Source organism: Nocardioides sp. (assembly GCF_050699375.1).
Lineage (GTDB): Bacteria > Actinomycetota > Actinomycetes > Propionibacteriales > Nocardioidaceae > Nocardioides.
In genome coordinates, this window is sequence record NZ_JBOHDN010000159.1 from 1 (window position 1) to 26,972 (window position 26,972).

Consider the following 26,972-nt stretch of genomic DNA (forward strand, 5'->3'; position numbering starts at 1 on the left):
TTCTCCTTGCCTCAGCACTTGTTCTTCGCGCAGTACGCGTCCAGGTCGGCGCTCCAGCGCTGGAACTCCTCGTAGTCGCGGGTGAACTTGGTCTCGCCGGTCTTCAGGTTCACCGTGATGTAGAAGAGCCAGTTGCCCTTGGCCGGGTTGAGCGCCGCCTCGATCGCCGCGTCACCGGGCGAGCCGATCGGCGTCGGCGGCAGGCCGGCGCGACGACGGGTCTCGTACGGCGTGTCCTTGGCCAGCTCGGCGGAGGTCAGCTGGGTGGTGCCGGACTTCCCGATCCCGTAGGCGTTGGACGCGTCGATCCCGAGCGTCCCGTTGGTGGCTCCGTCGTCGATCTTGGGATCGAGACGGTTGTAGATCACCCGCGAGATCTTGGACATGTCCTCACCGCGACCCTCCGCCTCGACGAGGGAGGCCACGGTCATGATCTGCTCGGCCGTGCACGCCTTGCCGTCATCGCACTTCAGCTGCTTGGCGCGCGCCTCGATGTCGTTGTCGCCGAGCGCCTGCTCCCACCGGTCGACCATCATCGCGAGCATCTCGGTCGGCGTCGAGTCGGGCGGGAAGGCGTACGTCGCCGGGAAGAGGTAGCCCTCGATCTCACCGCCCGCGTAGTCGGGGAGCCCGATGCCCTCGGTGTCCTGCGCGGCCTTCTTGAACTCGGCCGGCTTCTTGTCCGTCTTCTCGGCGAGGACCTTGTAGATGGCCTTGGCCCGCGAGCCCTCGGTGATGGTGACGTTGATCGTGTCGATGTTCTCCGGGTTGGCGAGGATCTCGACGACGTCCTCGGCCTTCATCTCCTTCTTCAACGGGTAGAAGCCGACCTGGACGCTGAGTCCCTCGGCGTTGGCGGCGTCGATGAAGGCGTCGACGGACTCCACCACGCCGACCTCCTTCAGGCTGCGGCCGACCGCTGAGACCGAGTCGCCCTGGTGGACCTCGAAGGAGACCGGGTCCGTGCCGGGACCGGCGTAGTCGGCCGGCGGCGCGACCTTGTCCTTGAGGTAGTCGATGGCTCGGTCGCCGGCGAAGTAGACCCCGCCGAGCACGACGGCCAGGGCCACCAGAACGGCCAGGCAGCCACCGAAGCGGCGCTTGCGCTTGGGCGGCTCGCTGTCGAAGTACGGATCCCGCTCGGGGTAGCCTCCACGGCCGTCCTCGAGGAAACCGGGCTGCTGCTGGTAGGCCGGTCCACCGGCGTAGCCACGCGACGGCGCCGGCGCCGGCGGCGGAGCCTGCCGGCCGTAGCCCGGCGGCGGCGTTCCGAGACCGGGGTGGGGTGCGGGACCCGGCCCCTGACCGGGAACCGGGCGGAACGGCGCACGTTGGCCCGGCAGCTGGCCTGGTTGCTGGCCCAACTGCTGGCCCGGCTGCTGGGGAGGACGCTGGCCCGGCTGGCCGGGGCGCTGGGGAGGCATCTGCCGAGGGTCCTGCGCGCGAGCCGGATAGCCGCGCGGGTCGCGACCGCGGGGTCCAGGGCCCGGACGACGGGGGTCACGCGGGTCCGGGGTGTTGTACCTGTCACTCAATGACCGACCTCAACGATCTCTCCAGGCGCGGTCCCCGAAGCGCGCTCACTGTCCAATGCATGTTGCAGGATCACAACCGCCGCGGCCATGTCCACCACTGCTCTACGGTCCTGGCCCTTGCGACCTCGCTCACGGAGCATAGCCTCCGCGGAGACGGTCGTGAGCCGCTCGTCAACGAGGCGCACCGGGACCGGGGCCACCCGCCGCGCCAAGGACGCGGCGAAGGCCCGGACCTTAACAGTCGCCGGATTCTCCCCGCCCTTCAGGGACCGGGGCATCCCGACGACGACCTCGAGCATCGTCGACTCCTCGCCGATCTCGCCGACGATCGCCTGCAGTCGAGCGAGGTCACCGCGACCCTTCTTGACCGTCTCCAGCGGCGTCGCCAGGAACCCCGTGGGGTCACTCCTGGCGACGCCGATCCGGGCATCCCCTGGGTCGAGACCGAGACGGACGCCGTGTCGCATCAGGTGCCCGTCACCAAGCTCTTGACCATGGCTAGCGCGTCGTCGATCCTGCCGACCTCGGTGCCACCGCCCTGGGCGAAGTCGGGCTTGCCGCCACCTCGGCCGCCGACGACGGGCGCGAGCTCCTTGATCAGGTCACCGGCCTTGACGCCCTTGGCGATGCCGGCCGGGTTGACCGCGGCCACGACGGCCACCTTGTCAGAGCCCTCACCAGTCGACTCAGTGCCGAAGAGGACGACCACCGCCGGCGCCTCACCCAGCCGAGAACGTACGTCCTGAGCGAGCGTGCGCGCGTCACCGCCGCCCACACCGGGCACCCGCTGGGCGACCACCTTGACGCCGTTGGCGTCGACCGCGGAGGCCGCGATCGAGCCACCCGAGGCGAGCAGCTGGGCCGTACGTGCCCGGGCGATCTCCTTCTCGGCGGCCTTGAGCCGCTCCATCAGGTCGGAGACCCGGCCGACCACGTCGTCCGACTTCGACTTGAGCAGCAGGTTGAGCTCGGAGACGACGTCGCGCTCGCGGGCGAGGTAGTTGAAGCCCTCTACGCCCGTGTAGGCCTCGATGCGGCGGTTGCCGGAGCCGACCGAGGCCTCCGAGGTGACCACGACGGTGCCGATCTGGGCGGAGTGGTCCACGTGGGTGCCACCGCACAGCTCGCGCGACCAGGGGCCGCCGATCTCGACGACGCGCACCTTGGTGTCGTCGTAGGTCTCGCCGAAGAGGGCGATCGCGCCCCACTCCTTGGCCTGCGGGAGCGTCATGTAGTCCCACGAGACCGGCAGGTCGGCCCGCAGCGCGTTGTTGGAGACCTCTTCGATCTCGTGCATCTGCGCCGGGGTCAGGCCCTTGGTCCAGCCGTAGTCGAGACGCAGGTAGCCGGGACGGTTGTAGGAGCCCGACTGCAGCGCGGTCGGACCGAGCACCTCGCGCAGCGCCGCGTGCACCACGTGGGTGCCGGAGTGGGCCTGGCGGGCGCCGGTGCGCCACTCGTGGTCGACCTGCGCGTGCACGAGACCGCCGCTGGTCGAGCCGGCGGCGAACTCGCCGTCGACGACGCGAACCTGGTGCACCACGAGACCCTTGACCGGGCGCTGCACGTCGATGACCTCGAAGCGGCCACCGTCGAACTCGATGATGCCGGCGTCGGCGGACTGACCACCGGACTCGGCGTAGAACGGAGTGCGGTCGAGGACGATCTCACCGATCTCGTCGGGCCCGAGCACGTCGACCGGCTTGCCCTCCCGCAGGAGCGCGAGCGGCTTCGACTCGGTCTCCAGAGTCGTGTACGCCTGCCAGTCGGTCGGTCCGTTGGCGTCGAGGATGCCGCGGTAGGCCGACAGGTCGGCGTGCTGGCCCTTCTTGGCGCGCGCGTCGGCCTTGGCCCGCTCCCGCTGCTCGCTCATCAGCCCACGGAAGCCGGCCTCGTCGACCTCGAGGCCGGACTCGGCGGCCATCTCCAGGGTCAGGTCGATCGGGAAGCCGTACGTGTCGTGGAGCTGGAACGCCTTGGCACCGGAGAACGTGCTCGATCCGCTCGTCTTCACCTCACCGGCGGCCAGGTCGAAGATCTGGGTGCCGGCCTCGAGGGTCTTGCGGAACGCCTCCTCCTCGGCGTCGGCGACCCGCTTGATGCGGTCCCACTCGGTGTGCAGGTCGGTGTAGGTCTCCCCCATCTTGTCGCGGGAGATCGGCAGCAGCTCGGGCATCGCCGGGTCCTCGTAGCCCAGCAGCCGCATGTTGCGGATCGCCCGGCGCATCAGTCGGCGCAGCACGTAGCCGCGGCCCTCGTTGCCCGGGGTCACCCCGTCGCCGATGAGCATCAGGGACGACCGCACGTGGTCGGCGACGACGCGGAAGCGGACGTCGTCCTCCCAAGAGTCGGGCCCGGCGCCGGCACCGTACTTCTTGCCGGTCAGCTCCTCAGCCTTCTCGATGACGGGGAAGACGACGTCGGTCTCGTACATGTTCGCCTTGCCCTGCATCAGGTAGGCGACCCGCTCGAGGCCGAGGCCGGTGTCGATGCTCTTCTGCGGCAGGGCTCCGTCGATGTCGACGTCGTACTTGGACCGCGCCGCGACGACGTTGTCCTGCATGAAGACGAGGTTCCAGAACTCCAGGTAGCGGTCCCCCGCCTCCCAGTCACGCTCGGCGCCGAACTCCGGGCCGCGGTCGATCAGGATCTCCGAGCACGGGCCACCGGGCCCGGGCACGCCCATCGACCAGTAGTTCTCGCTCGGGGGGAGCCGCACGATGCGGTCGTCGGGCAGGCCGGTGATCTTCTTCCACAGGCCGACCGCCTCGTCATCCCCGTCCAGCACGGAGGGGTAGAGGATCGACTCGTCGAAGCCGAAGCCACCATCGGCGACCGACTTGGTGATCAGCTCCCAGGCGAGAGTGATCGCGCCTTCCTTGAAGTAGTCGCCGAAGGAGAAGTTGCCGCACATCTCGAAGAAGGTGCCGTGCCGGGTGGTCTTGCCGACCTCCTCGATGTCGGGCGTACGGATGCACTTCTGCACCGAGGTCGCCCGGTCGTAGGGAGGGGTGGCCTGACCGAGGAAGTACGGCTTGAACGGCACCATGCCTGCGTTGACGAAGAGCAGGTTGGGGTCATCGAGCAGGAGCGATGCCGACGGCACCACCGTGTGCTCGCCGACCTCGGTGTTCTCGGCGAAATGCGCCGTGAAACGGCGGCGGATCTCCGCCGTGCTCAACCACTCCATCAGGGGGTACTACCTTCCGTGTTCTGCTGGGCCTCGTTCTCGGGCCCTGTCAATCCAAGTCTCTGCTGACCGACACCGGTGGCGCCAATCTGTTTCGGCCCAGCCGTGCGGGCCTCTATCCACTCGCGGAGCTCGAGCTCCTTCTCCGCCCTGCCGACGGCGAGCTCGTCGCGGAAGACACGGGCACCCACCCCGAGCGCCTGGGCGCGGTCCCGGAGCCCGTCGGCGGTGAACGCCTCGGCCGCCCGGCGCCCTCGTACCAGCGCGTAGATACCCGCGCCGGCTCCGGCCATGAACCAGATCGCGCCCCTCATGCAGAGTCCTCCATACGTACGTCTCGATCTTGATCGGGCACCTCGGCACGCTGCCGGGCCCGGTACTCACGCAGCGCGTCGCGCATCTCGCTCTTGCGGTCCTTGCGCGAGCGCTTGACCTCGCGGTGCATCTCGTAGCGGATCTTGAACCTCACCTCGGGCGAGAACGCCCGGCGCACGCCATGGACCAGAGCGGCGCTGTGCACCATCGTCTCCCGGAACACGGCGTCCGCGAAGGCCGGCGCGGTCAACGTACGCTGCGCCACCGGCTCCACCTCGACCGGCTCACCGTCGTCGGCGAGGGAGGTGATCACATACTCTCTCTCGTCCTTCTCGTCCCGGCGCCGCCGGCGCGATCCCGGCTCGGGCTGGGTCAGCCGCTTCTCCAGCGCCTCGAGCCGCTCGCGCAGCTCGGCCTCGCTGGCCTCGGACTCCAGGAGCCGGCGCTGAGCCTTGCGGCGAGCTCCGATCGCGAGCAGCACGACGAGCAGCGCCAGGAGTACGACCACCCCCACCGCAGCTCCCAGGGCCCACGCGGGCAAGCTAACCGAGTTCATCGCCCCAAACCCTATAGCCACCCCTGCGGGCGCACGCCCCTGGCAACGCCGACACCCCGCCGAGTCGGCTCGTTCTGACCAGAATTCGCGCCGAGTCGGCTCGTTACAACGAGCCGACTCGGCGGGGAATCGTGTCAGGACGAGCCGACTCGGCCGTTCGGGGTCAGGTGCCGCGTACGATGCCGCGGATCTTCTCCCAGCGCTCCTTGACCGAGGCCTCGGCGCCGTGGGTGGTGGGTTGGTAGTAGGTCGCGTCGGCGACCGTGTCGGGTGCGTACTGCTGGGTGGCGATGCCGAAGGGCTCGTCGTGGGCGTACTTGTACGTGTCGCCGTGGCCGATCTTCTTCGCGCCCTCGTAGTGGGCGTCGCGCAGGTGGGGAGGTACGTTGCCGATCTTGCCCGCCGCGACGTCGGCGCGCGCGGCGAAGATGGCGTTGGTGACCGCGTTGGACTTCGGCGCGACGGCGAGGGCGATGGTGGCGTGCGCCAGGGTGAGCTGAGCCTCGGGCATACCGATCAGCTGCACGGTCTGCGCCGCGGCGACGGCGGTCTGCAGCGCGGTCGAGTCGGCCAGCCCGATGTCCTCGGAGGCGAGGATCATCAGCCTGCGGGCGATGAACCGCGGGTCCTCCCCCGCCTCGATCATCCGCGCCAGATAGTGCAGCGCGGCGTCGGCGTCCGAGCCGCGCACCGACTTGATGAAGGCGCTGACCACGTCGTAGTGCTGGTCGCCCTGCCGGTCATAGCGCACCGCCGCCTGGTCCACGGCTCTCTCGGCCGCCTCGAGGGTGATCTCCGCGGCGGTGGTCGAGCCTGTCGAGACTCCGCCCGGTACAGCACCAGCAGCCGCCTCCAGATAGGTGAGCGACCTCCGCGCGTCACCGCCGGCGAGGCGTACGAGATGGTCGAGCGCGTCGTCGGAGATCGTCACCGTCCCGCCGAGGCCACGCTCGTCCTCCAGAGCAGAACGAAGTACGCCACGGATGTCGTCGTCGGTCAGCGACTCCAGCCGCAGCAGCAGGGAACGCGACAGCAGCGGCGAGATCACCGAGAAGAACGGGTTCTCCGTGGTCGCCGCGACCAGGGTGACCCACCGGTTCTCGACACCCGGCAGCAGCGCGTCCTGCTGCGCCTTGCTGAACCGGTGGACCTCGTCGACGAAGAGCACCGTCTCCTTGCCGGTCGCGACCAGCTCGGCCCGCGCGGCGTCGATCGCCGCGCGCACCTCCTTGACCCCGGCCGAGACGGCCGAGACCTCGACGAAGCGCCGGTCGGTGGACTTGCTCACGATGCTGGCGATCGTCGTCTTGCCGGTGCCCGGCGGTCCCCAGAGCAGCAGCGAGAGCGACTGTCCGCCCTCCACGACCTGATGCAACGGCGACCCGGACGCCTTGAGCGAGCTCTGTCCGACGAGCTCCTCGAGCGTACGTGGCCGCATCCGCACCGCCAGCGGCGCAGCCGCGTGGTCACTGTGACTCAGCGACCCGCCGCGCGTCGCGCCGGCAGCGGCCCCCATCTCGAATAGCCCATCCACACCGCCACCCTATGCGGCGGGCCTGGCGGGGTCAGGTGAGGCGTACGCGTGGGTCCAGGACGCTGTAGAACAGGTCGACGAGGAGGTTGGTGATCACGATGATCACCGCGGAGATCAGGGTGGTCGCCTCGATCACCGGCAGGTCGCTCTGGCCCACGGCGTTGAGCGCCCGGAGCCCGAGTCCGGGGATGCCGAAGATCAGCTCGGTGAAGATCGTTCCGGTCAGCAGCGCGCCGAAGTCGATGCCGAAGATCGTCACGATCGGGACGACCGCCGCCCGCAGCGCGTGCTTGTTGACGATCTTCCGCTCGAGCAGACCCTTGGCCCGCGCCGTCCGGACGTAGTCCTCGTTGAACGCCTCGATCATCGACCCGCGGGTGAACCGGGCGTACTTGGAGGAGTTGACCAGCCCGAGCGCCAGCCAGGGCAGCAACAGGCCCCAGGCCCACTTCAGCGGTGAGTCGGTCAGCGGGTGATAGCCCTCCTGCGGAAAGATCCCGGCGCCGACCGCGAGGTAGAGGAAGGCGAGCAGGACGAACAGGTAGTAGGGGATCGACTCGATGACGAGGGTGGCACCGATGACGGCCTTGTCGGCCGAGGTGCCCCGGCGTCTGGCCGCGAACATCCCGATCGGCACCCCGATGAGGAGGATCGTGACGCCCGCGCCGGCCGCGACCGAGACCGTCGGCCCGATCCGGTCCTTGATGTCGTCCCAGACGTTGACCCGGTAGATGAAGCTGACCCCGAAGCACGGGGCGTCGCAGTCGTACGCCTCGGAGCCGAAGGCGATCTGGCGGCCGTTGACGATCCCGGACATGTACTCGGCGTACTGGACGTGGATCGGCGCGTCCAGGTTGAGCGCCTCCCGGATCGCGTCCTGCCGCTCCGCCGTGCACTTCGGCTCCGGACACATCGCATCCGCGGGGTCACTCGGACCGTAGGTGAAGAGCGCAACCACCGCCACCGAGATCACGAACAGCACGAACACCGCTGAGATCAACCGGCGTACGACAAAACCGAACATGGACGGAGGTCTCGCTTCCTAGAAAGTGGTGATGGGCCCGGGCCCGAGGTCGTGCAACCGGCCGGCGTGGGGAGCGCCCACGCCGGCCGGCCACCTCACTTGAGATACATCATGGAGAAGGCCGGCATGCCCTTCACCGGGTCGTTGACGACCCCACCGACCTTGGAACCCTTGATGAAGGCGTTCGCGTCGTAGCCGGCGTTGATCTCGACCATGTAGGTCTCCTGCATCCACTTGTCGAACTCGCCCCAGGCCGCGGGGACCTTGTCGGCGTCCATCTTCAGGATCTCGGCCTGCTTCGCGTCGGCGTCGGCCTCCTTGAAGTTGGTCGGGTTCGGCATGCCCGCCTTGTTGGCGTTCGAGCCGATCCACTGCGCCGGGAACCAGGAGCCGCCCGAGGGCCAGTCGGAGCACCAGCCGCCGTAGCGGAGGTTGACCGGAGCGTCCAGGTTGCTCTCGTCGTCACGGTAGGTCTCGTCGGTCGAGGCCACCGGGGTCGCCTTGAAGCCGGCGGCCTCGAACCCCTTGACCATCTGGTCCTTCTTCGCCACCGAGCGCTCGTCGTCGCGCTGGTAGTGCCACTTGATCTCGAAGCCCTCGGCCCCGGCTTCCTTCAGCAACGCCTTGGCCTTCTCCGGGTCGGTGGTCTGCCCGTCCTGGCCCTTCGGGTACTGGTACTCGACCCGGCCCGCGGTACCCGGGGGCAGCAGCGAGGTGCCGGGCTGGATGGTGACTCCGATGATCTCGCCGGAGGCCTTCCAGGCGGCCTTGTAGGGGTAGGCCCAGCTGATCGCCTCGCGGACCTTCTTGTCGGTGATCTTGGTCTGGTCCGGTCGGTACATGTAGGTGCACGGCGAGGTGCCCTCGACGAGGTTCTCCGGCGCCTTCTCCTTGATCGACTTGTACGTCGGCGGGGTGACGTCGTCGTAGCTCATCATCGTCTGGGCTGCGCCCTTGTCGCCGAGGATCTGGTTCTCCATCTTCGCGACGTCCTGGGCGAACTTGAAGTTGAAGCCGTCGGCGGCCTGGATACGGCCGGGGTCGGTGTCGGGGTCCCACTGGTCGTTCTTGACCAGGTTGAGCGAGACGCCGGGCTTGTAGGACTCGAACTTGTAGGGGCCCGTCGCCATCGGGTGGCTCTCGTAGGCCAGCGGGTCCTTGTCCTTCGCCTTCGGGATCGGCGAGAAGACCGGGAACGAGGCGTAGTAGTCGAGCTCGGGGAACGGCTTGGCCAGGTGGATGATCACCTTGTTGCCATCGGCCTCGACACCGTCGTAGTCCTCGCCGCCGTACCATCCGGCGCTGGCGTCGTAGTCGGCGAGCTTCTTCAGCTCGGCGTCGGTGTCGGCGTACGGACCCTTGTACTTGTCGCCGTCCTTGAAGAAGGTGGTCTGGTAGGTCGGGCCGTCGGTCAGGGTGTCGATGGCGAACGAGCGCTTGATGCCGTAGACGACGTCCTCGGCGGTGATCTCGGTGCCGTCCTCGTACTTGATCCCGTCCTTGAGCTCGAAGGTCCAGGTCAGACCGTCTTCGGAGACCTGGCCGAGGTCGGTGGCGAGGTCAGGGACGAGGATCGAGTCATCGGTCTTCTCGTCGTAGACGTACTGCGTCAGCGAGCGGGTCACCAGGCCGGACATGATCGCGCCGGAGTCGACGTAGTAGGTCCGGGTCGGGTCGAGGGTGTGCGGCGCGTTGTTGGACAGCACCGTGATCGTGCCGCCCTCCTTGGCGTCCTCCGGGATCTCCAGCGGACCCTCGGCGGTGGCGTCCTTGCCGGCACCGGCGCCGCCGCCGGACTTGAACTCGCCGCCTGTGTCCTCGCCACCGCCGCCCCCTCCACCGCACGCAGCGGTGAGCGTCAGCGCAGCGATCGCACTGGCGGCGATCACTGTTCTCTTGATTCTCATCGTAGGTCTCCACCTTCCATGGTTGATGCCTCTCTCCGACGACGTGCTCACCGGAAAGACTTGGGGTCGAAGGCGTCGCGGATGGCGTCTCCGAGCAGGTTGAGCGCGAAGACCAGGACCACGATCCCGACGATCGGCGCGTAGAGGAACAGGGGGTATTCGTCGAACCAGTTCTGCGCGCGCAGGATCGTCTGACCCCACGACGGGCGACCGGTGACACCGACACCGAGGTAGGCCAACGTGGCCTCGGCGGCGATGACGGCGGGCAGGCTCAGCGAGAACGAGACGACGATCGGGGCGACCAGGTTGGGCAGCAGCTCCTTGAACAGGATCCGGTGAGTGGGCATCCCGAGGACGTGCGCGGCCTCGATGAACTCCCGCTCGCGCAGCGAGACCACCTCGCCACGGATCAGCCGGGCCAGGCCCATCCACCCGAAGACGGAGAGGATCACGATCAGCGTGATCAGCGAGGCGTCGTCGAGCATCGCCGGGTTCTCCTTCCAACGCTCCACGAGCATCGGAGAGACCGCGATCGCGACCAGTAGGAACGGCAGGGTGAGGAAGAGGTCGGTCACGAACGTGACCACCCGGTCGCCCCAACCACGGCTGTAGCCCGCGATCAGGCCGAGGACCACGCCGACCACGGTCGAGACGATCGTGGCGATCGTGGCGACCAGCAGGGACGTACGTGCGCCGTAGAACCACTCCGCGAGCAGGTCGTTGCCCGAGTTGGGCTCCAGGCCGAGCGGCGCCTCCCAGGTGAACCCGTAGTTGGGCGGGCCGATGACCGGGTAGTTGAACGAGTCCGTGTCGGCGACCGGGTCTCCGGCGCGCACCTCGACGCCGAAGAGCCTGCACAGCAGGGGCGCGAAGACCGCGATGAGGACGTAGAGCAGCACGATGCCGGCGCAGATCAGGGCGACCTTGTCGGAGACCAGCCGGTCCATGGCGATCCGCATCGGCGACCGGCCGGCGACATCGCCGCTGCGCGGTTCCGGATCGATCTCAGGGTCAGGACCCTGGATCAATACTTCGGACACAGTCATATGCTCGGCATCTCCGTTCGGTGTCGGGCTCCGCTCGCCCCAGACCTGACCACTAGGCGCGGTCCCGAACCAGCGCGCTGCCTCAAGTTATGCCAAGTTCTGATGCTTCGGGCAGCCCGACAGATAACGGTTCGATACCGACAGTGACGTGTGACACATATGTAACAAAGACGGTCCGCAGTCAATGACTGCGGACCGTCTTTCGTAATCCTGTTGAGACGCGGGAGATCCTCAGGCGCGGCCGCGGGAGTTGTTCGCCAGGTCGTACCAGGTCTCGGCGTAGCCCGGGCCCTCGCCCGGGATCTCGGCCGGGCTGGCACCCGCGTCCGGCGCACCGAACTCGTCGACACCGAGCAGCGGCGCGGTGACCGGCTTCTCCGGGTGCTGGTGGATCTCGCCCGGGAAGTGGCAGGCGACCTTGTGCTTCTTGCCGATCTGCAGCAGCGGCGGCTCGACCACGGAGCAGATGTCCTTGGCGATGGCGCAGCGGGTGCGGAAGTGGCAGCCCGAGGGCGGGTTGATCGGCGAAGGTACGTCGCCCTCCAGCCGGATCCGCTCACGACGGCCGCCGATGGCGGCCTGCTTCACGTCGGGCACAGCGGAGAGCAGCGCCTGGGTGTAGGGGTGGTGGGCATGGTTGTAGATCGACTCGCGATCACCGATCTCCACGATCTTGCCCAGGTACATCACCGCCACCTCGGGGCAGAAGTGACGCACGATGGCGAGGTCGTGGGCGATGAACAGGAAGGAGATGTCGAACTCCCTCTGCAGATCCTGCAGAAGGTTGATCACCTGGGCCTGGATCGAGACGTCCAGTGCGGAGACCGGCTCATCGGCCACCAGCAGCTTCGGCTGCAGGGTCAGCGCACGGGCGATGCCGATGCGCTGGCGCTGGCCGCCGGAGAACTCGTGCGGGTAGCGGTTGTAGTGCTCCGGGTTGAGACCGACGATCTCGAGCAGCTCCTGGACCCGGTCGAGCACCTTGTTCTTCGGCACCATGTTGTGGATGCGAAGGGGTGCGCCGATGATCGAGCCGACCGTGTGACGCGGGTTCAGCGAGGTCGACGGGTCCTGGAAGATCATCTGGATCTCGCGGCGCATCGGGTGCAGCTGCCGACCCGAGTAGTTGGCGATGTCGGTGCCCTCGAAGTCGATCTTTCCTTCGGTGGGCTTGAGCAGCCTGGTCACCATCCGCCCGGTGGTCGACTTGCCACACCCCGACTCGCCGACCAGGCCGAGCGCAGCGCCCTTGGGCACCTCGAAGGAGACCCCGTCGACGGCCTTGACGTGGCCGACCGTACGCCGGATCACGCCGCTGCCCTTGACCGGGAAGTGCATCTTCAGGTTCTCGACCGACAGCACCGGCTGGGTGCTGTCCTCCTCCGTCGTGGTCACGGGGGCCGTCGTCGTGTCGCTCATCAGTCCTCCTCCACCAGGTCAGGGTCGATCTCGGGCAGGATCTCCGCCTCGTAGACCTCGCCGGCGTTCGCGATGTGGCAGCGCTTGGTGTGGTTGCCACCGCTGGTTGCCGGGGTGAGATCTGGGAGCGTCGTCCTGCACAGGTCACCACCGACCTTCGCCACGTGGTCACAGCGCGGCTCGAAGGCGCAACCCGGCGGCGCGTTGAGCAGCGAGGGCGGGTTGCCCCGGATCGGGAGCAGCTTGGCCTCGGTCGACGCGGTCAGGTCCGGCACGCTGGAGAGAAGTCCCCAGGTGTAGGGCATCTGCGGGTGGGTGAGGATCTCCTTGCACGGGCCGTACTCGACCGCACGCCCGGCGTACATCACGAGCACGTCGTCGGCCATCTCGGCCACCACGCCGAGGTCGTGGGTGATGATGATGACCGCCGCGTCGAAGTCACGCTGCAGGTCCTGGAGCAGGTCGAGGATCTGCGCCTGGACGGTCACGTCCAGCGCCGTGGTCGGCTCGTCGGCGATGAGCAGGCTGGGGTTGTTGATCAGCCCCATCGCGATCATCGCGCGCTGCCGCATCCCCCCGGAGAACTGGTGGGGGTAGTCGTCCACGCGACGGTCGGGCTGCGGGATGCCGACACGGTCGAGCATCTCGATGGCTCGCTTGCGCGCCTCCCGCTTGGTCACGTTGTTGTGGACCTGGTAGGCCTCCAAGATCTGGTTGCCCACCGTGTAGTAGGGGTGCATCGCGGAGAGCGGGTCCTGGAAGATCATCGCCACGTCGCGGCCGCGACGCTTGCGCATGTCCTCGTTGCTCACCTGGAGCAGGTCCACGCCCTCGAGCATGATCTCTCCGCCGAGGATGGCATTGGTGCCGCGGTGCAGCCCCATGATCGCCGAGCTGGAGACCGACTTGCCGGAGCCGGACTCGCCGACGATGCCGAGCGTCTTGCCTCGCTCCACGTCGAAGGAGAGGCCGTCGGTCGCCTTGACGACTCCGTCGGAGGTGGGGAAGTGGACCTTCAGGTCCCGCACGGAGAGGAACGCGCCGTCTTTGGTCAGCGTCGTCTCGGGCGTCTTGGAAAGGTCGGTCATGGTTCAGATCCCTCCTCTAGGCGACGCGCACGCGCGGGTCGATGAAGGCGTACAGGATGTCGACGATGATGTTGGCCATGATCACCAGAGACCCAAGGAGAATCACCAGCCCGACGACGGTCGGGAGGTCGTAGTTCGTGTTGGCCGTGACAGCCAGCTTGCCGAGGCCGTAGTAGTTGAACACGCTCTCGGTGATGATCGCACCGCCCATCACTGCGGCGAAGTCGAGTCCAGCCATGGTCACCAGTGGCGTCAGTGCCGCTCGCAGACCGTGCTTGAAGAGCACCTTGGGGCCCTTGAGTCCCTTGGACCTCGCGGTGCGGATGTAGTCCTCGCTCATCGACTCGAGAACGAACGCCCGGGTCATGCGTACATAACCGGCCATGTAGACGACCGCGAGCGTGAATCCGGGAAGCAGAAGCTGGACGAACCATTGTCCGATCCCGCCGTCTGCGATGGGTATGTATCCCGGCGCGGGGAAGATCCCCCATTTGATGGCGACCCAGTTGATCAGTAGCGTCCCGACGAAGAAGGTCGGGAAGGCATAGAGCATCAGTGTCGATCCGACGACAGCGCGATCCATGATCGTGCCCTTCGTCACCGCCGCGAACACCCCGAAGAGGATGCCGAACACCACCCAGATGAAGATCGCCACCATGGCGATCGAGATCGAGATCGGTGCCGCTTCGGCTATCTCTTCGTTGACCGTTATCTGGTTGGTCTGGGAGTAGCCAAGACAAGGGGCAGGACAATGTGTGACCTGCTCGGGCGCGGCCTCACGGAGCGCCTCGTTCAGCGGGTAGTCGCGACCCACCACAGTGCCCTTGAGGAACCCGCCCCATTGGCCCACCGTCGCGACGAACTTCTCGGGAGGTGACAGATTCGGGTCCGGGAAGCCCAGAGCCTTCCGGGTCTCGGCGATACGGTCGTCGGGACAGTTCCTGCCGCAAGCGAACTGAGCGGGGTCTACCGGGTTCGCGAAGAAGAGCGTGAAGACGACCAGGCTCATCGCAATGAGCATGAGGACGCCGACGATGACGCGGCGGATGATATAGGCGACCATCGTTGGGTCTCACCTTACGTTCGGGTCGGCCGGTGCACCGGTTTGCGATGCCGTCCGGGGAGGATGACCAGGGACATGGGGAGGCGGGGCTCACGGGGAGCCCCGCCTCCTACGCTGGAGCGGCCCGAGCCGCGCCAAGCAGTTTCATGCGGAGCTGAGAGGATCAGTCCTCTACGTCGATGCCGCCGAGCTCCGCGAAGGAGCTGGAGGCGTCGGTGGTGGTGAAGTTCTTCACCTTCGAGCCGTAGACCCAGTTGAAGACCGCGATCTCCAGCGGGATGTAGGCAACGTCCTCACCGAGCTTCGCATCGGCCTGCTGGAGGAACTTGTTCTGCTCCTCGATGGTGGCCGAGGCGCCTGCCTGGTCGAACAGCTTGTCGACCTCAGCGCTCTTGTAGTTACCGTAGTTCTGACCGTTGGAGGTCTTCTCGATCTGGCGTGAGTCGAAGAGCGCTGCCGTGACAGTCATCGCCGACGGCCAGTCGGCACCCCAACCGCCCCACATCACGTCGGCCTTGTTGGACGGCTTCTGGATGTTGGAGTAGTAGACGTCGCCCAGCGGGTCGAGGGTGACCTTGAAGCCGGCGGCCTCCCAGCCCTGGGCCAATGCGGCAGCCTGCTTGTCCAGGGTGTCGCTCTGCGGGTAGGAGAAGGTGATCGGGTAAGGGGTCTCCGCGCCGGCCTCGGCGAGAAGCTTCTTGGCCGCCGCCGGGTCACCGGCGAGGTTGCGGTCCTTGTAGGCCGGGTTCGGCTTGTAGCCACCGACGGCCGGGTTCACGATCGAGTCGGCGGGGATGTAGGCCTTCTCGCCACCACCGGCGGCGATCCACGACTCGACGTTGGTCGCCACGGCCAGAGCCTTACGGATCTTCGGGTCCTTCATCTGGTTCTGGTTGGGAACCAGGTAGTCGACGTAGGGCGACTCGACCTGGACGTAACGGTCCTTGACGCCGGACTCGGTCAGGCGCGGGTAGAACTCCGGTGGCACCCGGCTCTGGCCCGCGATGGTGTACTGCGAGTCGGGGCTGTCGGAGAAGAGCTTCTCGTAGGTCGTGGAAGCCTTCTCGCCGTACTTGAACTCGATCGTCTCCGGAAGCGCCTCACGCAACTGCTTGTCGTCGGTCTCCGCGTCGTACTCGGCGTTACGGACCATGGTGCCGCCCTTCTGGGCGTTCCAGTCCTTCACCTTGTACGGGCCGTTCGAGAAGATGATGTCGTCGTTCTTCTCGCCCTTGTCGAAGGACTCCTTGTAGGGGTCCATCATGTGCAGCGAGGCGATCGCGAGCGGGAAGTCCGGCCACGGCGTCTTGAAGTTGTAGGTGATGGTCTTGCCGTCGCAGGTGATCGCCTTGTCGAAGGCGGCCTGCTGCTCCGGGGTGGCGGTGTAAGGACCGGGGTACTCACCATCCACAGCCAGCTTCTGGGTCAGGTAGAAGCCCGGACCACCGGTGATCACGTCGGCGGCGAAGTTGCGCGATGCGCCGTAGGCGAAGTCCTCGCACGTGATGTCGGAGCCGTCCTCCCACTTCACGCCGTCCTTGACGGTGAACGACCACTTCTTACCGCCATCGGCGGAGGTGCCGGTGTCGGTCGCCAGGTCAGGCACCGGGGTGCCCGAGACCTCGGGGTCGGTTGAGCTCGGGTAGGCCACCAGCTGGCGGTAGACCAGACGCGTGGTGTTCGCGATGACCGCACCGACGTAGATCCGCTGCGGGTCCAGGTGGTCGATCGGGTCTTCGTACGAGATGACCAAGCCCTTGCTGCTGGAGCCACCGCCGTCCCCGCCGCCACAGGCAGCAAGGCCCAGCGAGAGCCCCAGCACGCCCGCGGCCGAAACCGCGACGAGCTTCGCTCGCTTCTTGAGCATTTGTTTCTCCTTGGTGTTGTCACCGCCAACCTCTGGCGGTGAGCGGTGTCCCCTGGCGGGACACCGATCTCTGTTACGGAGCCCCGAGGCTCACCTGTCGCCCTTAGGGTCAAGGGCGTCCCGCAACCCGTCTCCGAGAAGGTTGAACGAGATCACGATGGTCGCGATCAGGATCGCGGGCATGAAGAAGTAGAACGGGTCGGTCTGCGCGTACTTCAGCGAGTCATAGAGCACGTTGCCCAGAGTCGGGGTGGGTGGCTTGACACTGACCTGGAGGTAGCTCAGTGCCGCCTCGGCGGAGATGTACGCCGGCATCATCAGGGTCACCAGGACCAACAGCGGTGCCCACAGGTTCGGCAGGATCTCCTTGAAGTAGAGCCGCGGCTTGGACGCACCGAGCACGATCGCAGCCTCGACGAACTCGCGTTGCTTGATCGAGAGGACCTGGCCTCGCACCACTCGTGCGGTGCTGGTCCAGCCGAAGATGGCGAGCACCACGGTGCAGTAGATCCCCTGCGCCAACGGCCCGTTGGGAAGGCCCGTCACCTGCTGGACCAGCTTGAGCCCGAGGGAGGAGAGCGCCAGCAGCATCAGCGTGGCCGGGAAGGAGAGAGTGAGGTCGGTGAAGCGGCTCAGGATCGCGTCGACCCAGCCACCGCTGAAGCCGGCGACGATTCCGATGATCGCACCGATGACCACCGACAGTGTCGCTGCGACCAGGGCGATCATGAGCGAGAAGGTGATGCCGTACCAGAACCGCGACATGGCGTCACGGCCCGTGCCGGGCTCGACCCCCAGTGGGTGATCGGCACTCGCACCGCTCCAGCCGCCGACCGGGAGCGCGTTCGCGTCAAGAAGATCCTGGTGGAACTTGAAGGGCTCCAAGACACCGAACCTGACGAGAAGCGGGGCCAGGACGGCCGCCACGACCACGAGGATCACCACGATGAGCGACACCATCGTCAGCCTGTCCTTGCGAAGCCGCATCATCGCGAGCCTCATCGGCGACTTGCCGGCGATTGCCTTCGCCTCTTCAGGCGAAGTCGAAGGTGTCGATCCACCCGAGAGTTCTTCACCTTCGAACACGGTGGACGATTCGCTCATGGTTCCTCTGTCTAGTCGTCATTAGTGGGTGCCGCCATCGCACGGCAGCGTCCGACCCACGAGGTCGACGAACGGAACTCTATGTGATCACTTTGCCCGGATGGGGCCCCGAGCGGTAACGATCCGATTTCATCCAGTGATCTCGCAGATCCGCAGGGCTTCTTGCCATTTCCGGCTCAACGCAAGAGTCTCCGGGACCGACGTACCGGTCCCGGAGACTCTGCTGGTGGTGCTGGGGCACGCCCTACGGCTGCTTCAGCCGCCTGCCTCGTCCTTGGCGGCCGCGGGTGTCGCACGCTTGGCGTCGACGCCCGCCTCCTTGCGCTGCTCGGGGGTGATCGGGGCCGGAGCGGCGGTGAGCGGGTCGTAGCCCGCACCCGTCTTCGGGAAGGCGATCACGTCCCGGATCGAGTCGGTGCCGGCGAGGAGGGCGACGATGCGGTCCATGCCCATGGCGAAGCCGCCGTGCGGCGGCGCCCCGTACTTGAACGCCTCGAGCAGGAAGCCGAACTTCTCCTCGGCCTCCTCCTCACCGATGCCCATCAGCGCGAAGACCCGCTTCTGGATGTCCTCGCGGTGGATACGGATCGAGCCGCCGCCGATCTCGTTGCCGTTGCAGACGATGTCGTAGGCCCACGCCAGCGCGTTGCCGGGGTCCTTGTCGAAGCCCTCGACGTCCTGGGGCGAGGTGAAGGCGTGGTGGACCGCGGTCCACTCCCCCGCGCCGACGGCGACGTCACCGGACTCGACGGCGTCGGAGGCCGACTCGAGCAGCGGCGCGTCGAGGACCCACACGAAGCTCCACGCGCTCTCGTCGCGATGTCCTGAGCTTGTCGAAGGGATCAGGCCCACCCGCTTGCCGATCTCCAGGCGGGCGGCACCGAGGAGGCCGCGGCCCGACTTGGCGGTGCCGGCGGCGAAGAAGATGCAGTCGCCCGGGTTGGCGCCGACGTGCGCGGCCAGTCCGCTCGCCTCGGTCTCGGAGAGGTTCTTCGCGACCGGACCGGTCAGCGAGCCGTCCTCCTGGACCAGGACGTACGCCAGGCCCTTGGCGCCGCGCTGCTTGGCCCACTCCTGCCAGGCGTCGAGCTGACGACGCGGCTGGGCGGCGCCACCCGGCATGACCACGGCACCGACGTACGGCGCCTGGAAGACGCGGAAGGTGGTGTCCTTGAAGTAGTCGGTGCACTCGGTGAGCTCGAGGCCGAAGCGCAGGTCGGGCTTGTCACTGCCGTACTTCGCCATCGCCTGGTGATAGGTCATCCGCGGCAGCGGCAGCGGCACATCTACGCCGATCAGCTTCCACATCGCGGCGACGACCTTCTCGCCGAGCTCGATGACGTCCTCCTGGTCGACGAAGCTCATCTCGACGTCGAGCTGGGTGAACTCCGGCTGCCGGTCGGCGCGGAAGTCTTCGTCGCGGTAGCAGCGCGCGATCTGGAAGTAGCGCTCCATGCCGCCGACCATGAGCAGCTGCTTGAACAGCTGCGGGGACTGCGGGAGGGCGTACCAGGAGCCGGGGTTCAGGCGTGCCGGCACCAGGAAGTCGCGGGCGCCCTCGGGGGTCGACCGGGTCAGGGTCGGGGTCTCGATCTCGACGAAGTCGCGCTCGTGGAGGACGTCGCGCACCGCCTTGTTCACCTGGCTGCGCAGGCGGATGGCGTGGCCCGGCGCGGTGCGGCGCAGGTCGAGGTAACGGTGCTTGAAACGTACGTCCTCGCCGACTTCAACATGGTCGTCGATCGGGAACGGGAGGGCTGCGGCGGCGGAGAGGACCTCGAGGTCCTTGGCGACCACCTCGATCTCACCGGTCGGCAGCTTGTCGTTGACGTTCTCGCTCGTGCGCGCGACGACCTCGCCGGTGACCTTGATGCAGTACTCGTTGCGGAGCTGGTGGGCGATCTCCTCGTCGCGGACGACGACCTGGACCACGCCGGTGGATTCGCGCAGATCGAGGAAGGCGACCCCGCCGTGATCGCGCCGCCGGCCTACCCAGCCGGCAAGGGTCACGGTCTGGCCGACGTGCTCGGCACGCAGGGTGCCGGCGTCGTGGGTGCGGATCACTTCTTCTCCTCGTTGTCGTTCCCGGTGATCGAGCTTGTCGAGATCACGCGTGGCGTCATGTCTTCTTCGGCCGGCGTCCAGGTGGCCGGGTCGACCGGCACCTGTTCCCCGGAGCGGATGTCCTTGATCTCGTAGCCACCTTCGGTGGCGAAGAGGACGTACGGGATGCCGCGGCGCTCAGCGAATCGGATCTGCTTGCCGAACTTGGCGGCGTTGGGTGAGACCTCGCAGGCGACATTGTGCGCGCGCAGCCGCTGGGCAGCCTCATCGGCCTGCCCGCGGGACTCCTCGTCGCTGACCGCGACCAGGACCGCGCTCGGCACCTTGCGGTCTCCGTCGAGCACGCCCTTCTGCACGAGCGGGACCAGCACTCGGCTGATCCCCAGCGAGATCCCGACCCCCGGGTAGGCGGTCTTCCCGTCGCTGGCCAGCGAGTCGTAACGGCCGCCGGAGCAGATGCTCCCCAGGCTCTCGTAGCCGTCGAGGCGGGTCTCGAACACGGTGCCGGTGTAGTAGTCGAGGCCGCGGGCGATGCTCAGGTCGGCGACGATGCGTACGTTCGCGGTGTTGAGGGGTGCGGTAGCGGTGATCAGCGTGGCGAGCTCGTCCAAGCCCTCGTCGAGCAGCTCGCTCTCGACGCCCAGGGCCCGAACGCGTCCGACGAACGAGTCGTCGGTGGCGGTGATCGTGGCCAGCTCGAGGCACTTGGCGGCCTGCTCCTCGGTGAGCCCGGCCTCGGCGACCAGCAGCTTGCCGACCTGCTCGGCGGGCATCTTGTCGAGCTTGTCGATGAGCCGCATGGTCTCCTCGACGTCGGGCGCCCCGAGGCCGGCGTAGAAGCCCTGGATCAGCTTGCGATTGTTGACCTGGAGGGTGAACCCGGGCAGGAAGCTCAGCTTGCCGAGGGCCTCGAGCATGACCCGCGCGACCTCGATGTCGTGGTGGAACGGGAGCGTGTCGCGACCGACGATGTCGATGTCGGCCTGCGCGAACTCCCGGAAGCGGCCCTCCTGCGGGCGCTCGCCGCGCCAGACCTTCTGGATCTGGTAGCGACGGAAGGGGAACTCCAGCTTGCCGGCGTTCTCGAGCACGTAGCGGGCGAAGGGGACGGTGAGGTCGAAGTGGAGCCCCATCCCCCCAGACCTGCTGGACTCAGTTTTCGCACTGTCGTCCTCCTGCAGGCGACGCAGGACGTAGACCTCCTTGGAGGTGTCGCCCTTGCGCAGCAGCTGGTCCAGCGGCTCGACGGCGCGGGTCTCGATGTTGCCGAAACCGTGCAGCTCGAAGGTGCGGCTCAGGGTCGCGATGACCTCGCGCTCGACGGTGCGCTGGCTCGGGAGGAACTCCGGGAAACCGGAGAGCGGTGTTGGCTTGTTCATCGTGTGGTGATCAGGTCCTGAAGAAATGGGTTCGTCGCGCGCTCGCGACCGATGGAGGTCTGTTCGCCGTGGCCGGGGAGCACCACGATGTCGTCGGCGAGGGGCAGCACCTTGTTGGTCAGGGACTGCAGCATCGTGGCGTGGTCACCGCCGGGAAGGTCCGTACGCCCGATGCTGCCCGCGAAGAGCAGGTCGCCGGAGAACAGGACGTCACTGACCTCGGCGTGGTCGGGGTAAGGAGTCCGGAAGGTGACCGACCCCTCGGTATGCCCGGGCGCATGGTCGATCCTCAGCCGCATGCCGGCCAGGTCGATGGTGGCCTCGTCGGTGAGCTCGCGGACGTCGTCGGGCTCGACGAAGTCATAGGACCCCTCCGGCATGCCGAGCAGCATCTGCGCCGACTCCGGAGACATCCCTTGGAGCGGGTCGGCGAGGAGATGACGGTCGCGCGGGTGGATCCAGGCGGTGGCGTCGTACGTCTTCGACACCGGGGTCACGCTCCACATGTGGTCCACGTGACCGTGGGTGAGGAGCACCGCGACAGGCTTGAGGCGCTGCTCGCGGACGATCTCCTCGATGCCCTTGGTGGCATCCTTCCCGGGGTCGATCACGACACACTCGGTGCCCGGACCGGTGGCTGCGACGTAGCAGTTGGTGCCCCACGGCCCGGCGGGAAAGGCGGCGATCAACACGAGAAACACCCTATCCAGCGGTACAGTGCAGCGCCGCATCGTGGCGTCTGACTACGATGGGCACCCCGAGGTGTGCCGGGACACCATGGGACCTGCAGTTTGAGCCGACCGGGACCGTGATTGACCACGGTGTCCGGCGGGGGAGATTTCATAAGAGGCTAGCGCCTCAAGCGAAGAGTAGGGACATTGTGACCAGCGAGCAGTGGGGTCGGGTCGAGGAAGACGGAACGGTCTACGTGAAGACCGCAGACGGTGAGCGTTCCGTGGGGCAATACCCCGAAGGAACGCCGGAGGAGGCTCTCGCCTTCTTCACCAACCGCTTCGACCAGCTCGCCTTCGAGGTCGAGCAGCTCGAGCGGCGCGTGCACGGCGGCAAGACATCGCCGGACGAGGCGACCGTGGCCGTCAAGACCGTCGTCGAGAAGGTGTCCGGGGCCAACGCGGTCGGCGACCTCGCGTCGCTGGTGGCGCGCCTGGACGCGCTCGCGCCGGTCATCGCCACCCAGCGGGAAGCCCGCAAGGCCGAGCGGGCGGCCAAGGCGGCAGAGGCGAAGGTCGCCAAGGAGGCCCTCGTGGAGGAGGCCGAGAAGCTGGCCCAGAGCAACGACTGGCGCAACGGTGCGAACCGGCTGCGTGAGCTGCTCGACCAGTGGAAGGCGCTCCCCCGCATCGACCGCGGGTCCGACGACGCGCTGTGGCGCCGCTTCTCCACCGCCCGCACCGCCTACACCCGTCGGCGCAAGGCCCACTTCGCCGAGCTCAACGCCCGGCGCGAGGACGCCAAGGTGATCAAGGAACGGATCATCGAGGAGGCCGAGCAGCTCTCCACCTCCACCGACTGGGGCCCCACCGCCGGGCGCTACCGCGACCTGATGCGCGACTGGAAGGCCGCGGGTCCGGCGCCCAAGGACGTCGACGACAAGTTCTGGAAGCAGTTCCGCGCGGCACAGGACGTCTTCTTCGGCGCCCGTGACGCCGCCAACGCCGCGATGGACGCGGAGTTCGCTGAGAACGCCGTGGTCAAGGAGGGGCTGCTCGTCGAGGCGCAGGAGCTTCTCCCGCTCCTGGAGAAGGGCGACGATCTGGACGGCGTCAAGCGCTCCTTCCGCAGCCTCGCCGACCGCTGGGACGAGGCCGGCAAGGTCCCCCGCGACCGGATCAAGGAGCTCGAGGGCGCCATGCGCAAGGTCGAGCAGGCCATCAAGTCCGCCGAGGACGACCAGTGGCGCAAGTCCGACCCGGAGAAGTCCGCCCGTGCCGACGACATGATCTCCAAGCTCGAGGACGCCATCGCCCAGGTCGAGAAAGACCTCGACAAGGCCCGCTCCGCCGGCGACGACCGCAAGATCAAGTCGTTGGAGGAGAACCTCGACTCCCGCCGCCAGTTCCTGGACATGGCCAAGCGGGCATCCGACGACTTCAGCTGACCTCCCGTCGAGCCGGCGCATCTGTCCCAGTTTTTGGCGTCGAGTCGGCGCTGATGTCCCACGCTTGGGTGCCGAGTCGGCGCGTCTGTCCCAGCAGAACAGGTCGAGTCGGCGCTAATGTCCCGCGCCGTTGAGACATCAGCGCCGACTCGGCCTCTGATTTTGGGACAGACGCGCCGACTCGGCCTCTGATTTTGGGACAGTTGCGCCGGGTCGCTACAGGCCGCCGCCGTAGTAGTCGCCCTTGGCGGCGTTGTTGCGCTTGATGTTGCGTACGTCCTCGGGGTCGACACCCTTGGGGGCCATACCGATGGTGGTCCAGGCGAGGCCGGCGAGGAGGAGTACGCCGCCGATGATGAGGATCCAGGTGAACATGTCGAGCTCCTTATGTCGGGTGCTGCGGAGCGTCGGCTGGCCGGGTGCTCAGAAGCCGCCGCCGAGAGGCCCGCCGTCGGAGGAGCCATGGGGCTGGCGGCCGTGGTATTCGGCCTTGCCCAGGGCCTGACCCTTGTTGCTGCTCACGACACGGTCGTCGACGCCGCCTCGTGATCTTCTCGTCATCTGCCACACGATGGCGCCGACGATCACGACACCTAGGACGATCAGAAACCAGGTGAACGGGTCCATGGTCTGCTCTCTCACTGGGTGACGCGGTAGGCGTCGAAGACGCCGGGGACGGTGCGTACCTGCTTCAAGACGGTGTCGAGGTGCTTGGAGTCTGCCATCTCGAAGGAGAAGCGGGACTTCGCGACGCGGTCGCGAGTGGTGGTGAGCTGGGCGCTCAGGATGTTCACATGGGCATCGGAGAGCGCCATGGTGATGTCGGAGAGCAGGCGTGCCCGGTCCAGTGCCTCGACCTGGATGTTGACCAGGAAGACGGAGTTGGAGGTGGAGCCCCACTCGACCTCGAGCAGGCGCTCGGGATGGGCGCGGAGCTCGGAGGCGTTGGTGCAGTCGGTGCGGTGGACCGAGACTCCCCCGCCCTTGGTGACGAAGCCGAGGATGTCGTCGCCGGGCACCGGGGTGCAGCACTTGGCGAGCTTGACCCACACATCGGGAGAGCCCTTGACCAGGACGCCGGCGTCGGAACCCGCGGCCGAGACCTTGCCGTGGCGTTTGCGACCGACGTTGATCGCCTCGGCGAGATCCTCGGCGGCACCGTCGTCGCCGCCGTGGTCCTCGATGACGCGGCGTACGACCGCTTGGGCGGAGAGATGGCTCTCGCCGACGGCGGCATAGAGCGCCTCGACGTCGAGGACGTCGAAGTGGTCGGCGGCCTGCATGAGCGACTCGCGAGACATCAGCCGCTTGAGGGGCAGGCCCTCCTTGCGCATGAGCCGGGCGATCTGGTCCTGGCCCTTCTCGATGGCCTCGTCTCGGCGCTCGCGCGTGTGCCACTGCCGGATCTTGGCCTTGGCCCGGTTGGACTTGACGAACGAGCCCCAGTCCCTCGACGGGCCCGCGCTGGGTGACTTCGAGGTGAAGACCTCGACCACGTCGCCGCTCTCCAGCGTCGACTCCAGCGGGACCAGGCGCCCGTTGACCCGGGCACCGATGGTCTTGTTGCCGACCTCGGTGTGCACGGCGTACGCGAAGTCGACCGGTGTCGCGTCGGCGGGCAGCGCGATCACATCGCCCTTGGGCGTGAAGACGTAGACCTCGGTGCGCTTCATCTCGAAGCGCAGGGACTCCAGGAACTCGCCGGGGTCGTTGATCTCGGACTGCCAGTCCATGAGCTGCTTGACCCAGCTCATGTCGTTGTCCATCGGCCGGTCGGTGTCGACACCTCCGCGGCCGTCCTCCTTGTACTTCCAGTGCGCGGCCACACCGAACTCCGCGCGCCGGTGCATCGCGAAGGTGCGGATCTGCAGCTCGACCGGCTTGCCCTGCGGGCCGATGACGGTGGTGTGCAGCGACTGGTACATGTTGAACTTCGGCATCGCGATGTAGTCCTTGAAGCGCCCCAGGACGGGGTTCCACCGCGAGTGCAGGATGCCGAGGACCGAGTAGCAGTCGCGCTCGTCCTCGACCAGGATCCGGATACCGACCAGGTCGTTGATGTCGGAGAAGTCCTTCCCGCCGACGATCATCTTCTGGTAGATCGAGTAGTAGTGCTTCGGTCGACCGGTGACCGTCGCCTTGATCCGTGCCTCGTGCAGGTCACGCTCGACCTGGTCGATGACCTGGGCGAGGAACTTCTCCCGCGACGGGTTGCGGTCGGCGACGAGACGGACCAGCTCGTCGTACATCTTCGGGTAGAGGGTCGCGAAGGCGAGGTCCTCGAGCTCGAACTTGATCGTGTTCATGCCCAGCCGGTGGGCCAGCGGCGCATAGATGTCGAGGGTCTCGCGGGCGCTGCGCTCCTGGGACTTCTGCGGGACGTAGCGAAGCGTACGCATGTTGTGCAGGCGGTCGGCGAGCTTGATCACGAGCACCCGGATGTCGCGCGACATCGCCACGACCATCTTGCGGATCGTCTCGGCCTGTGCGGAGTCTCCGTAGATGACCTTGTCGAGCTTGGTGACGCCGTCGACGAGGTGGGCGACCTCCTCGCCGAAGTCGCGGGTGAGCTCCTTGAGCGTGTAGGGCGTGTCCTCGACGGTGTCGTGGAGAAGAGCCGCGACCAGGGTCGGCTCGGTCATGCCGAGCTCGGCGAGGATCGTGGTCACCGCGAGCGGGTGGGTGATGTAGGGGTCACCGCTCTTGCGCATCTGGGTGCCGTGGAGGCGCTCCGCGGTGACGTAGGCCCGCTCCAGGAGCGTCAGGTCGGCCTTGGGGTGGTTGGACCGCACCGCACGGAACAGCGGCTCGAGCACAGGGTTGCCCGGGGTGCCGCGGCCACCGATCCGGGCGAGGCGCGCACGTACGCTGCGGCCCGACGGGGCCGGGCCACTGCTCTCCCGCGCCTCGATATTGTGCGCACGAGGCTGAGCGACGATGCGATCCTCTGCCATATCCAGAGTCTACCGGCCCGACCCGGAGCGTTGGCTAGGCCATGTCCGGCAATGCGGCGCCGAGCGAGCGCTGTCCAGCGTACGGACTGGCAAGGCGGCGCCGCGACGGCATACCGGGTGTATCTCGAGCGGTGCCAACGCCGCCAGGGCGTGTGCTGGGCGGCGCGCAGCCGGCGCCTTCCGCATTGCCGGACATGGCCTGGGCCGACACCTGTGGCGTGGACAGTCCGGGACAAACCTCTAGCTGGTCAGCAGCGTGTGCACCGGTGTGCCCGGCAGCTTGCTGCGCGGGTCGAGGAAACCGAGCTCGAGCAGCACCGAGACACCCACGACGACTCCGCCGCAGCGTTCGACGAGCTCGATGGTGGCCGCGGCGGTGCCGCCGGTGGCGAGCACGTCGTCGACGACCAGCACCCGCTCCCCCGGCGCGATCGCGTCGGTGTGGATCTCCAGCGTCGCCTCGCCGTACTCCAGCGAGTAGGAGACCGCGTGGGTCTCGCGCGGAAGCTTGCCCGCCTTGCGTACGGGCACGAAGCCGACCTCGAGATGCAGAGCAGCCGGGGCACCCAGGATGAAGCCTCGCGACTCCATCCCGAGCACCTTCGTCACGGCGACGGAGCCATCGGTGTCACGGCCGGGAGCGGCGAGCGCGTCCACCACCTGGGCGAAGCCCGCGGGGTCGGCCAGAAGCGGGGTGATGTCCTTGAACCCGATCCCCGGCTCGGGGAAGTCGGGCACGTCGGTCACCAGCCGCTCGAGGGTCTCCTCCAAGCTTCGCTTGGTTACTCCCTCGCGCGACCGGTCACCG

General features: G+C 67.4%; 23 protein-coding genes. 2 read left to right on the forward strand and 21 right to left on the reverse strand.

Going from position 1 to position 26,972, the window contains the following annotated elements:
- Positions 1 to 11: 11 nt before the first annotated feature.
- The 14 genes from mltG to ACRDPS_RS11855 all read right to left on the reverse strand — a co-directional run bounded on the left by mltG (position 12) and on the right by ACRDPS_RS11855 (position 17,504).
- Entirely contained in the window at positions 12 to 1,424 is a 1,413-nt protein-coding gene (gene mltG, locus ACRDPS_RS11790) for an endolytic transglycosylase MltG (RefSeq protein ID WP_431501827.1), read from the reverse strand.
- 107 nt (positions 1,425 to 1,531) lie between these two features.
- Positions 1,532 to 2,002, reverse strand: a complete 471-nt coding sequence (gene ruvX / locus ACRDPS_RS11795; RefSeq protein ID WP_431501828.1) for a Holliday junction resolvase RuvX — start codon at positions 2,000 to 2,002, stop codon at positions 1,532 to 1,534.
- Complete coding sequence (gene alaS, locus ACRDPS_RS11800) at positions 2,002 to 4,725, reverse strand: alanine--tRNA ligase (RefSeq protein ID WP_431501829.1); 2,724 nt, start codon at positions 4,723 to 4,725, stop codon at positions 2,002 to 2,004. The genes ruvX and alaS overlap by 1 nt, the downstream gene beginning before the upstream one ends.
- Positions 4,725 to 5,039 (reverse strand): DUF6167 family protein, encoded by a 315-nt coding sequence (locus ACRDPS_RS11805; protein WP_431501830.1) that lies wholly within the window; start codon positions 5,037 to 5,039, stop codon positions 4,725 to 4,727. The genes alaS and ACRDPS_RS11805 overlap by 1 nt, the downstream gene beginning before the upstream one ends.
- Positions 5,036 to 5,596, reverse strand: a complete 561-nt coding sequence (locus ACRDPS_RS11810) for a hypothetical protein (RefSeq protein WP_431501831.1) — start codon at positions 5,594 to 5,596, stop codon at positions 5,036 to 5,038. The genes ACRDPS_RS11805 and ACRDPS_RS11810 overlap by 4 nt, the downstream gene beginning before the upstream one ends.
- A gap of 163 nt (positions 5,597 to 5,759) precedes the next feature.
- The gene (locus tag ACRDPS_RS11815; RefSeq protein WP_431501859.1) at positions 5,760 to 7,112 is read right to left on the reverse strand and encodes a replication-associated recombination protein A; all 1,353 of its coding nucleotides are present in this window, start codon (positions 7,110 to 7,112) and stop codon (positions 5,760 to 5,762) included.
- Between the two features lie 49 nt (positions 7,113 to 7,161).
- Positions 7,162 to 8,154 (reverse strand): ABC transporter permease, encoded by a 993-nt coding sequence (locus tag ACRDPS_RS11820; RefSeq protein WP_431501832.1) that lies wholly within the window; start codon positions 8,152 to 8,154, stop codon positions 7,162 to 7,164.
- 95 nt (positions 8,155 to 8,249) lie between these two features.
- Positions 8,250 to 10,061: an ABC transporter substrate-binding protein gene (locus tag ACRDPS_RS11825; RefSeq protein ID WP_431501833.1), complete on the reverse strand. Its 1,812-nt coding sequence runs from the start codon at positions 10,059 to 10,061 to the stop codon at positions 8,250 to 8,252.
- A 47-nt stretch (positions 10,062 to 10,108) separates the two neighbouring features.
- Entirely contained in the window at positions 10,109 to 11,107 is a 999-nt protein-coding gene (locus tag ACRDPS_RS11830; protein ID WP_431501834.1) for an ABC transporter permease, read from the reverse strand.
- A 231-nt stretch (positions 11,108 to 11,338) separates the two neighbouring features.
- Positions 11,339 to 12,526: an ABC transporter ATP-binding protein gene (locus ACRDPS_RS11835; RefSeq protein ID WP_431501835.1), complete on the reverse strand. Its 1,188-nt coding sequence runs from the start codon at positions 12,524 to 12,526 to the stop codon at positions 11,339 to 11,341.
- On the reverse strand, positions 12,526 to 13,614 hold the full coding sequence (locus ACRDPS_RS11840; protein WP_431501836.1) for an ABC transporter ATP-binding protein: 1,089 nt from the start codon (positions 13,612 to 13,614) through the stop codon (positions 12,526 to 12,528). The genes ACRDPS_RS11835 and ACRDPS_RS11840 overlap by 1 nt, the downstream gene beginning before the upstream one ends.
- Positions 13,615 to 13,630: 16 nt before the next feature.
- Entirely contained in the window at positions 13,631 to 14,677 is a 1,047-nt protein-coding gene (locus ACRDPS_RS11845) for an ABC transporter permease (RefSeq protein WP_431501837.1), read from the reverse strand.
- Positions 14,678 to 14,840: 163 nt separating this feature from the next.
- A complete protein-coding gene (locus ACRDPS_RS11850; RefSeq protein WP_431501838.1) occupies positions 14,841 to 16,544 on the reverse strand; it encodes an ABC transporter substrate-binding protein in 1,704 nt (567 codons plus the stop codon).
- A gap of 90 nt (positions 16,545 to 16,634) precedes the next feature.
- The gene (locus ACRDPS_RS11855; RefSeq protein ID WP_431501839.1) at positions 16,635 to 17,504 is read right to left on the reverse strand and encodes an ABC transporter permease; all 870 of its coding nucleotides are present in this window, start codon (positions 17,502 to 17,504) and stop codon (positions 16,635 to 16,637) included.
- Between ACRDPS_RS11855 and ACRDPS_RS11860 the strand changes: the two genes are divergently transcribed.
- Positions 17,491 to 17,673: a hypothetical protein gene (locus tag ACRDPS_RS11860; protein WP_431501840.1), complete on the forward strand. Its 183-nt coding sequence runs from the start codon at positions 17,491 to 17,493 to the stop codon at positions 17,671 to 17,673. The genes ACRDPS_RS11855 and ACRDPS_RS11860 overlap by 14 nt on opposite strands.
- A 230-nt stretch (positions 17,674 to 17,903) precedes the next feature.
- On the opposite strand, the gene aspS is transcribed toward ACRDPS_RS11860, so the two are convergent.
- The 3 genes from aspS to ACRDPS_RS11875 are packed head-to-tail and all read right to left on the reverse strand — an operon-like array spanning position 17,904 to position 21,783.
- The gene (aspS, locus tag ACRDPS_RS11865; RefSeq protein WP_431501841.1) at positions 17,904 to 19,712 is read right to left on the reverse strand and encodes an aspartate--tRNA ligase; all 1,809 of its coding nucleotides are present in this window, start codon (positions 19,710 to 19,712) and stop codon (positions 17,904 to 17,906) included.
- The gene (gene hisS / locus ACRDPS_RS11870) at positions 19,709 to 21,091 is read right to left on the reverse strand and encodes a histidine--tRNA ligase (protein WP_431501842.1); all 1,383 of its coding nucleotides are present in this window, start codon (positions 21,089 to 21,091) and stop codon (positions 19,709 to 19,711) included. The genes aspS and hisS overlap by 4 nt, the downstream gene beginning before the upstream one ends.
- Positions 21,088 to 21,783, reverse strand: coding sequence for an MBL fold metallo-hydrolase (locus ACRDPS_RS11875; protein WP_431501843.1), 696 nt, complete (start codon positions 21,781 to 21,783; stop codon positions 21,088 to 21,090). The genes hisS and ACRDPS_RS11875 overlap by 4 nt, the downstream gene beginning before the upstream one ends.
- 188 nt (positions 21,784 to 21,971) lie before the next feature.
- Here ACRDPS_RS11875 and ACRDPS_RS11880 point away from each other — a divergent pair, with 188 nt between their 5' ends.
- Positions 21,972 to 23,210, forward strand: coding sequence for a DUF349 domain-containing protein (locus tag ACRDPS_RS11880; RefSeq protein WP_431501844.1), 1,239 nt, complete (start codon positions 21,972 to 21,974; stop codon positions 23,208 to 23,210).
- A 216-nt stretch (positions 23,211 to 23,426) separates the two neighbouring features.
- Here the strand turns inward: ACRDPS_RS11880 and ACRDPS_RS11885 are convergent, their stop codons facing one another.
- The 4 genes from ACRDPS_RS11885 to ACRDPS_RS11900 form a co-directional block, all read right to left on the reverse strand.
- Complete coding sequence (locus ACRDPS_RS11885; protein WP_431501845.1) at positions 23,427 to 23,585, reverse strand: hypothetical protein; 159 nt, start codon at positions 23,583 to 23,585, stop codon at positions 23,427 to 23,429.
- Between the two features lie 48 nt (positions 23,586 to 23,633).
- Positions 23,634 to 23,852: a hypothetical protein gene (locus tag ACRDPS_RS11890; protein ID WP_431501846.1), complete on the reverse strand. Its 219-nt coding sequence runs from the start codon at positions 23,850 to 23,852 to the stop codon at positions 23,634 to 23,636.
- Positions 23,849 to 26,164, reverse strand: coding sequence for a RelA/SpoT family protein (locus ACRDPS_RS11895; RefSeq protein WP_431501847.1), 2,316 nt, complete (start codon positions 26,162 to 26,164; stop codon positions 23,849 to 23,851). The genes ACRDPS_RS11890 and ACRDPS_RS11895 overlap by 4 nt, the downstream gene beginning before the upstream one ends.
- Before the next feature lie 240 nt (positions 26,165 to 26,404).
- Positions 26,405 to 26,935 carry an adenine phosphoribosyltransferase gene (locus tag ACRDPS_RS11900; protein WP_431501848.1) on the reverse strand — a complete coding sequence of 177 codons (531 nt, stop codon included), beginning with the start codon at positions 26,933 to 26,935 and terminating at the stop codon, positions 26,405 to 26,407.
- Positions 26,936 to 26,972 lie beyond the last annotated feature (37 nt).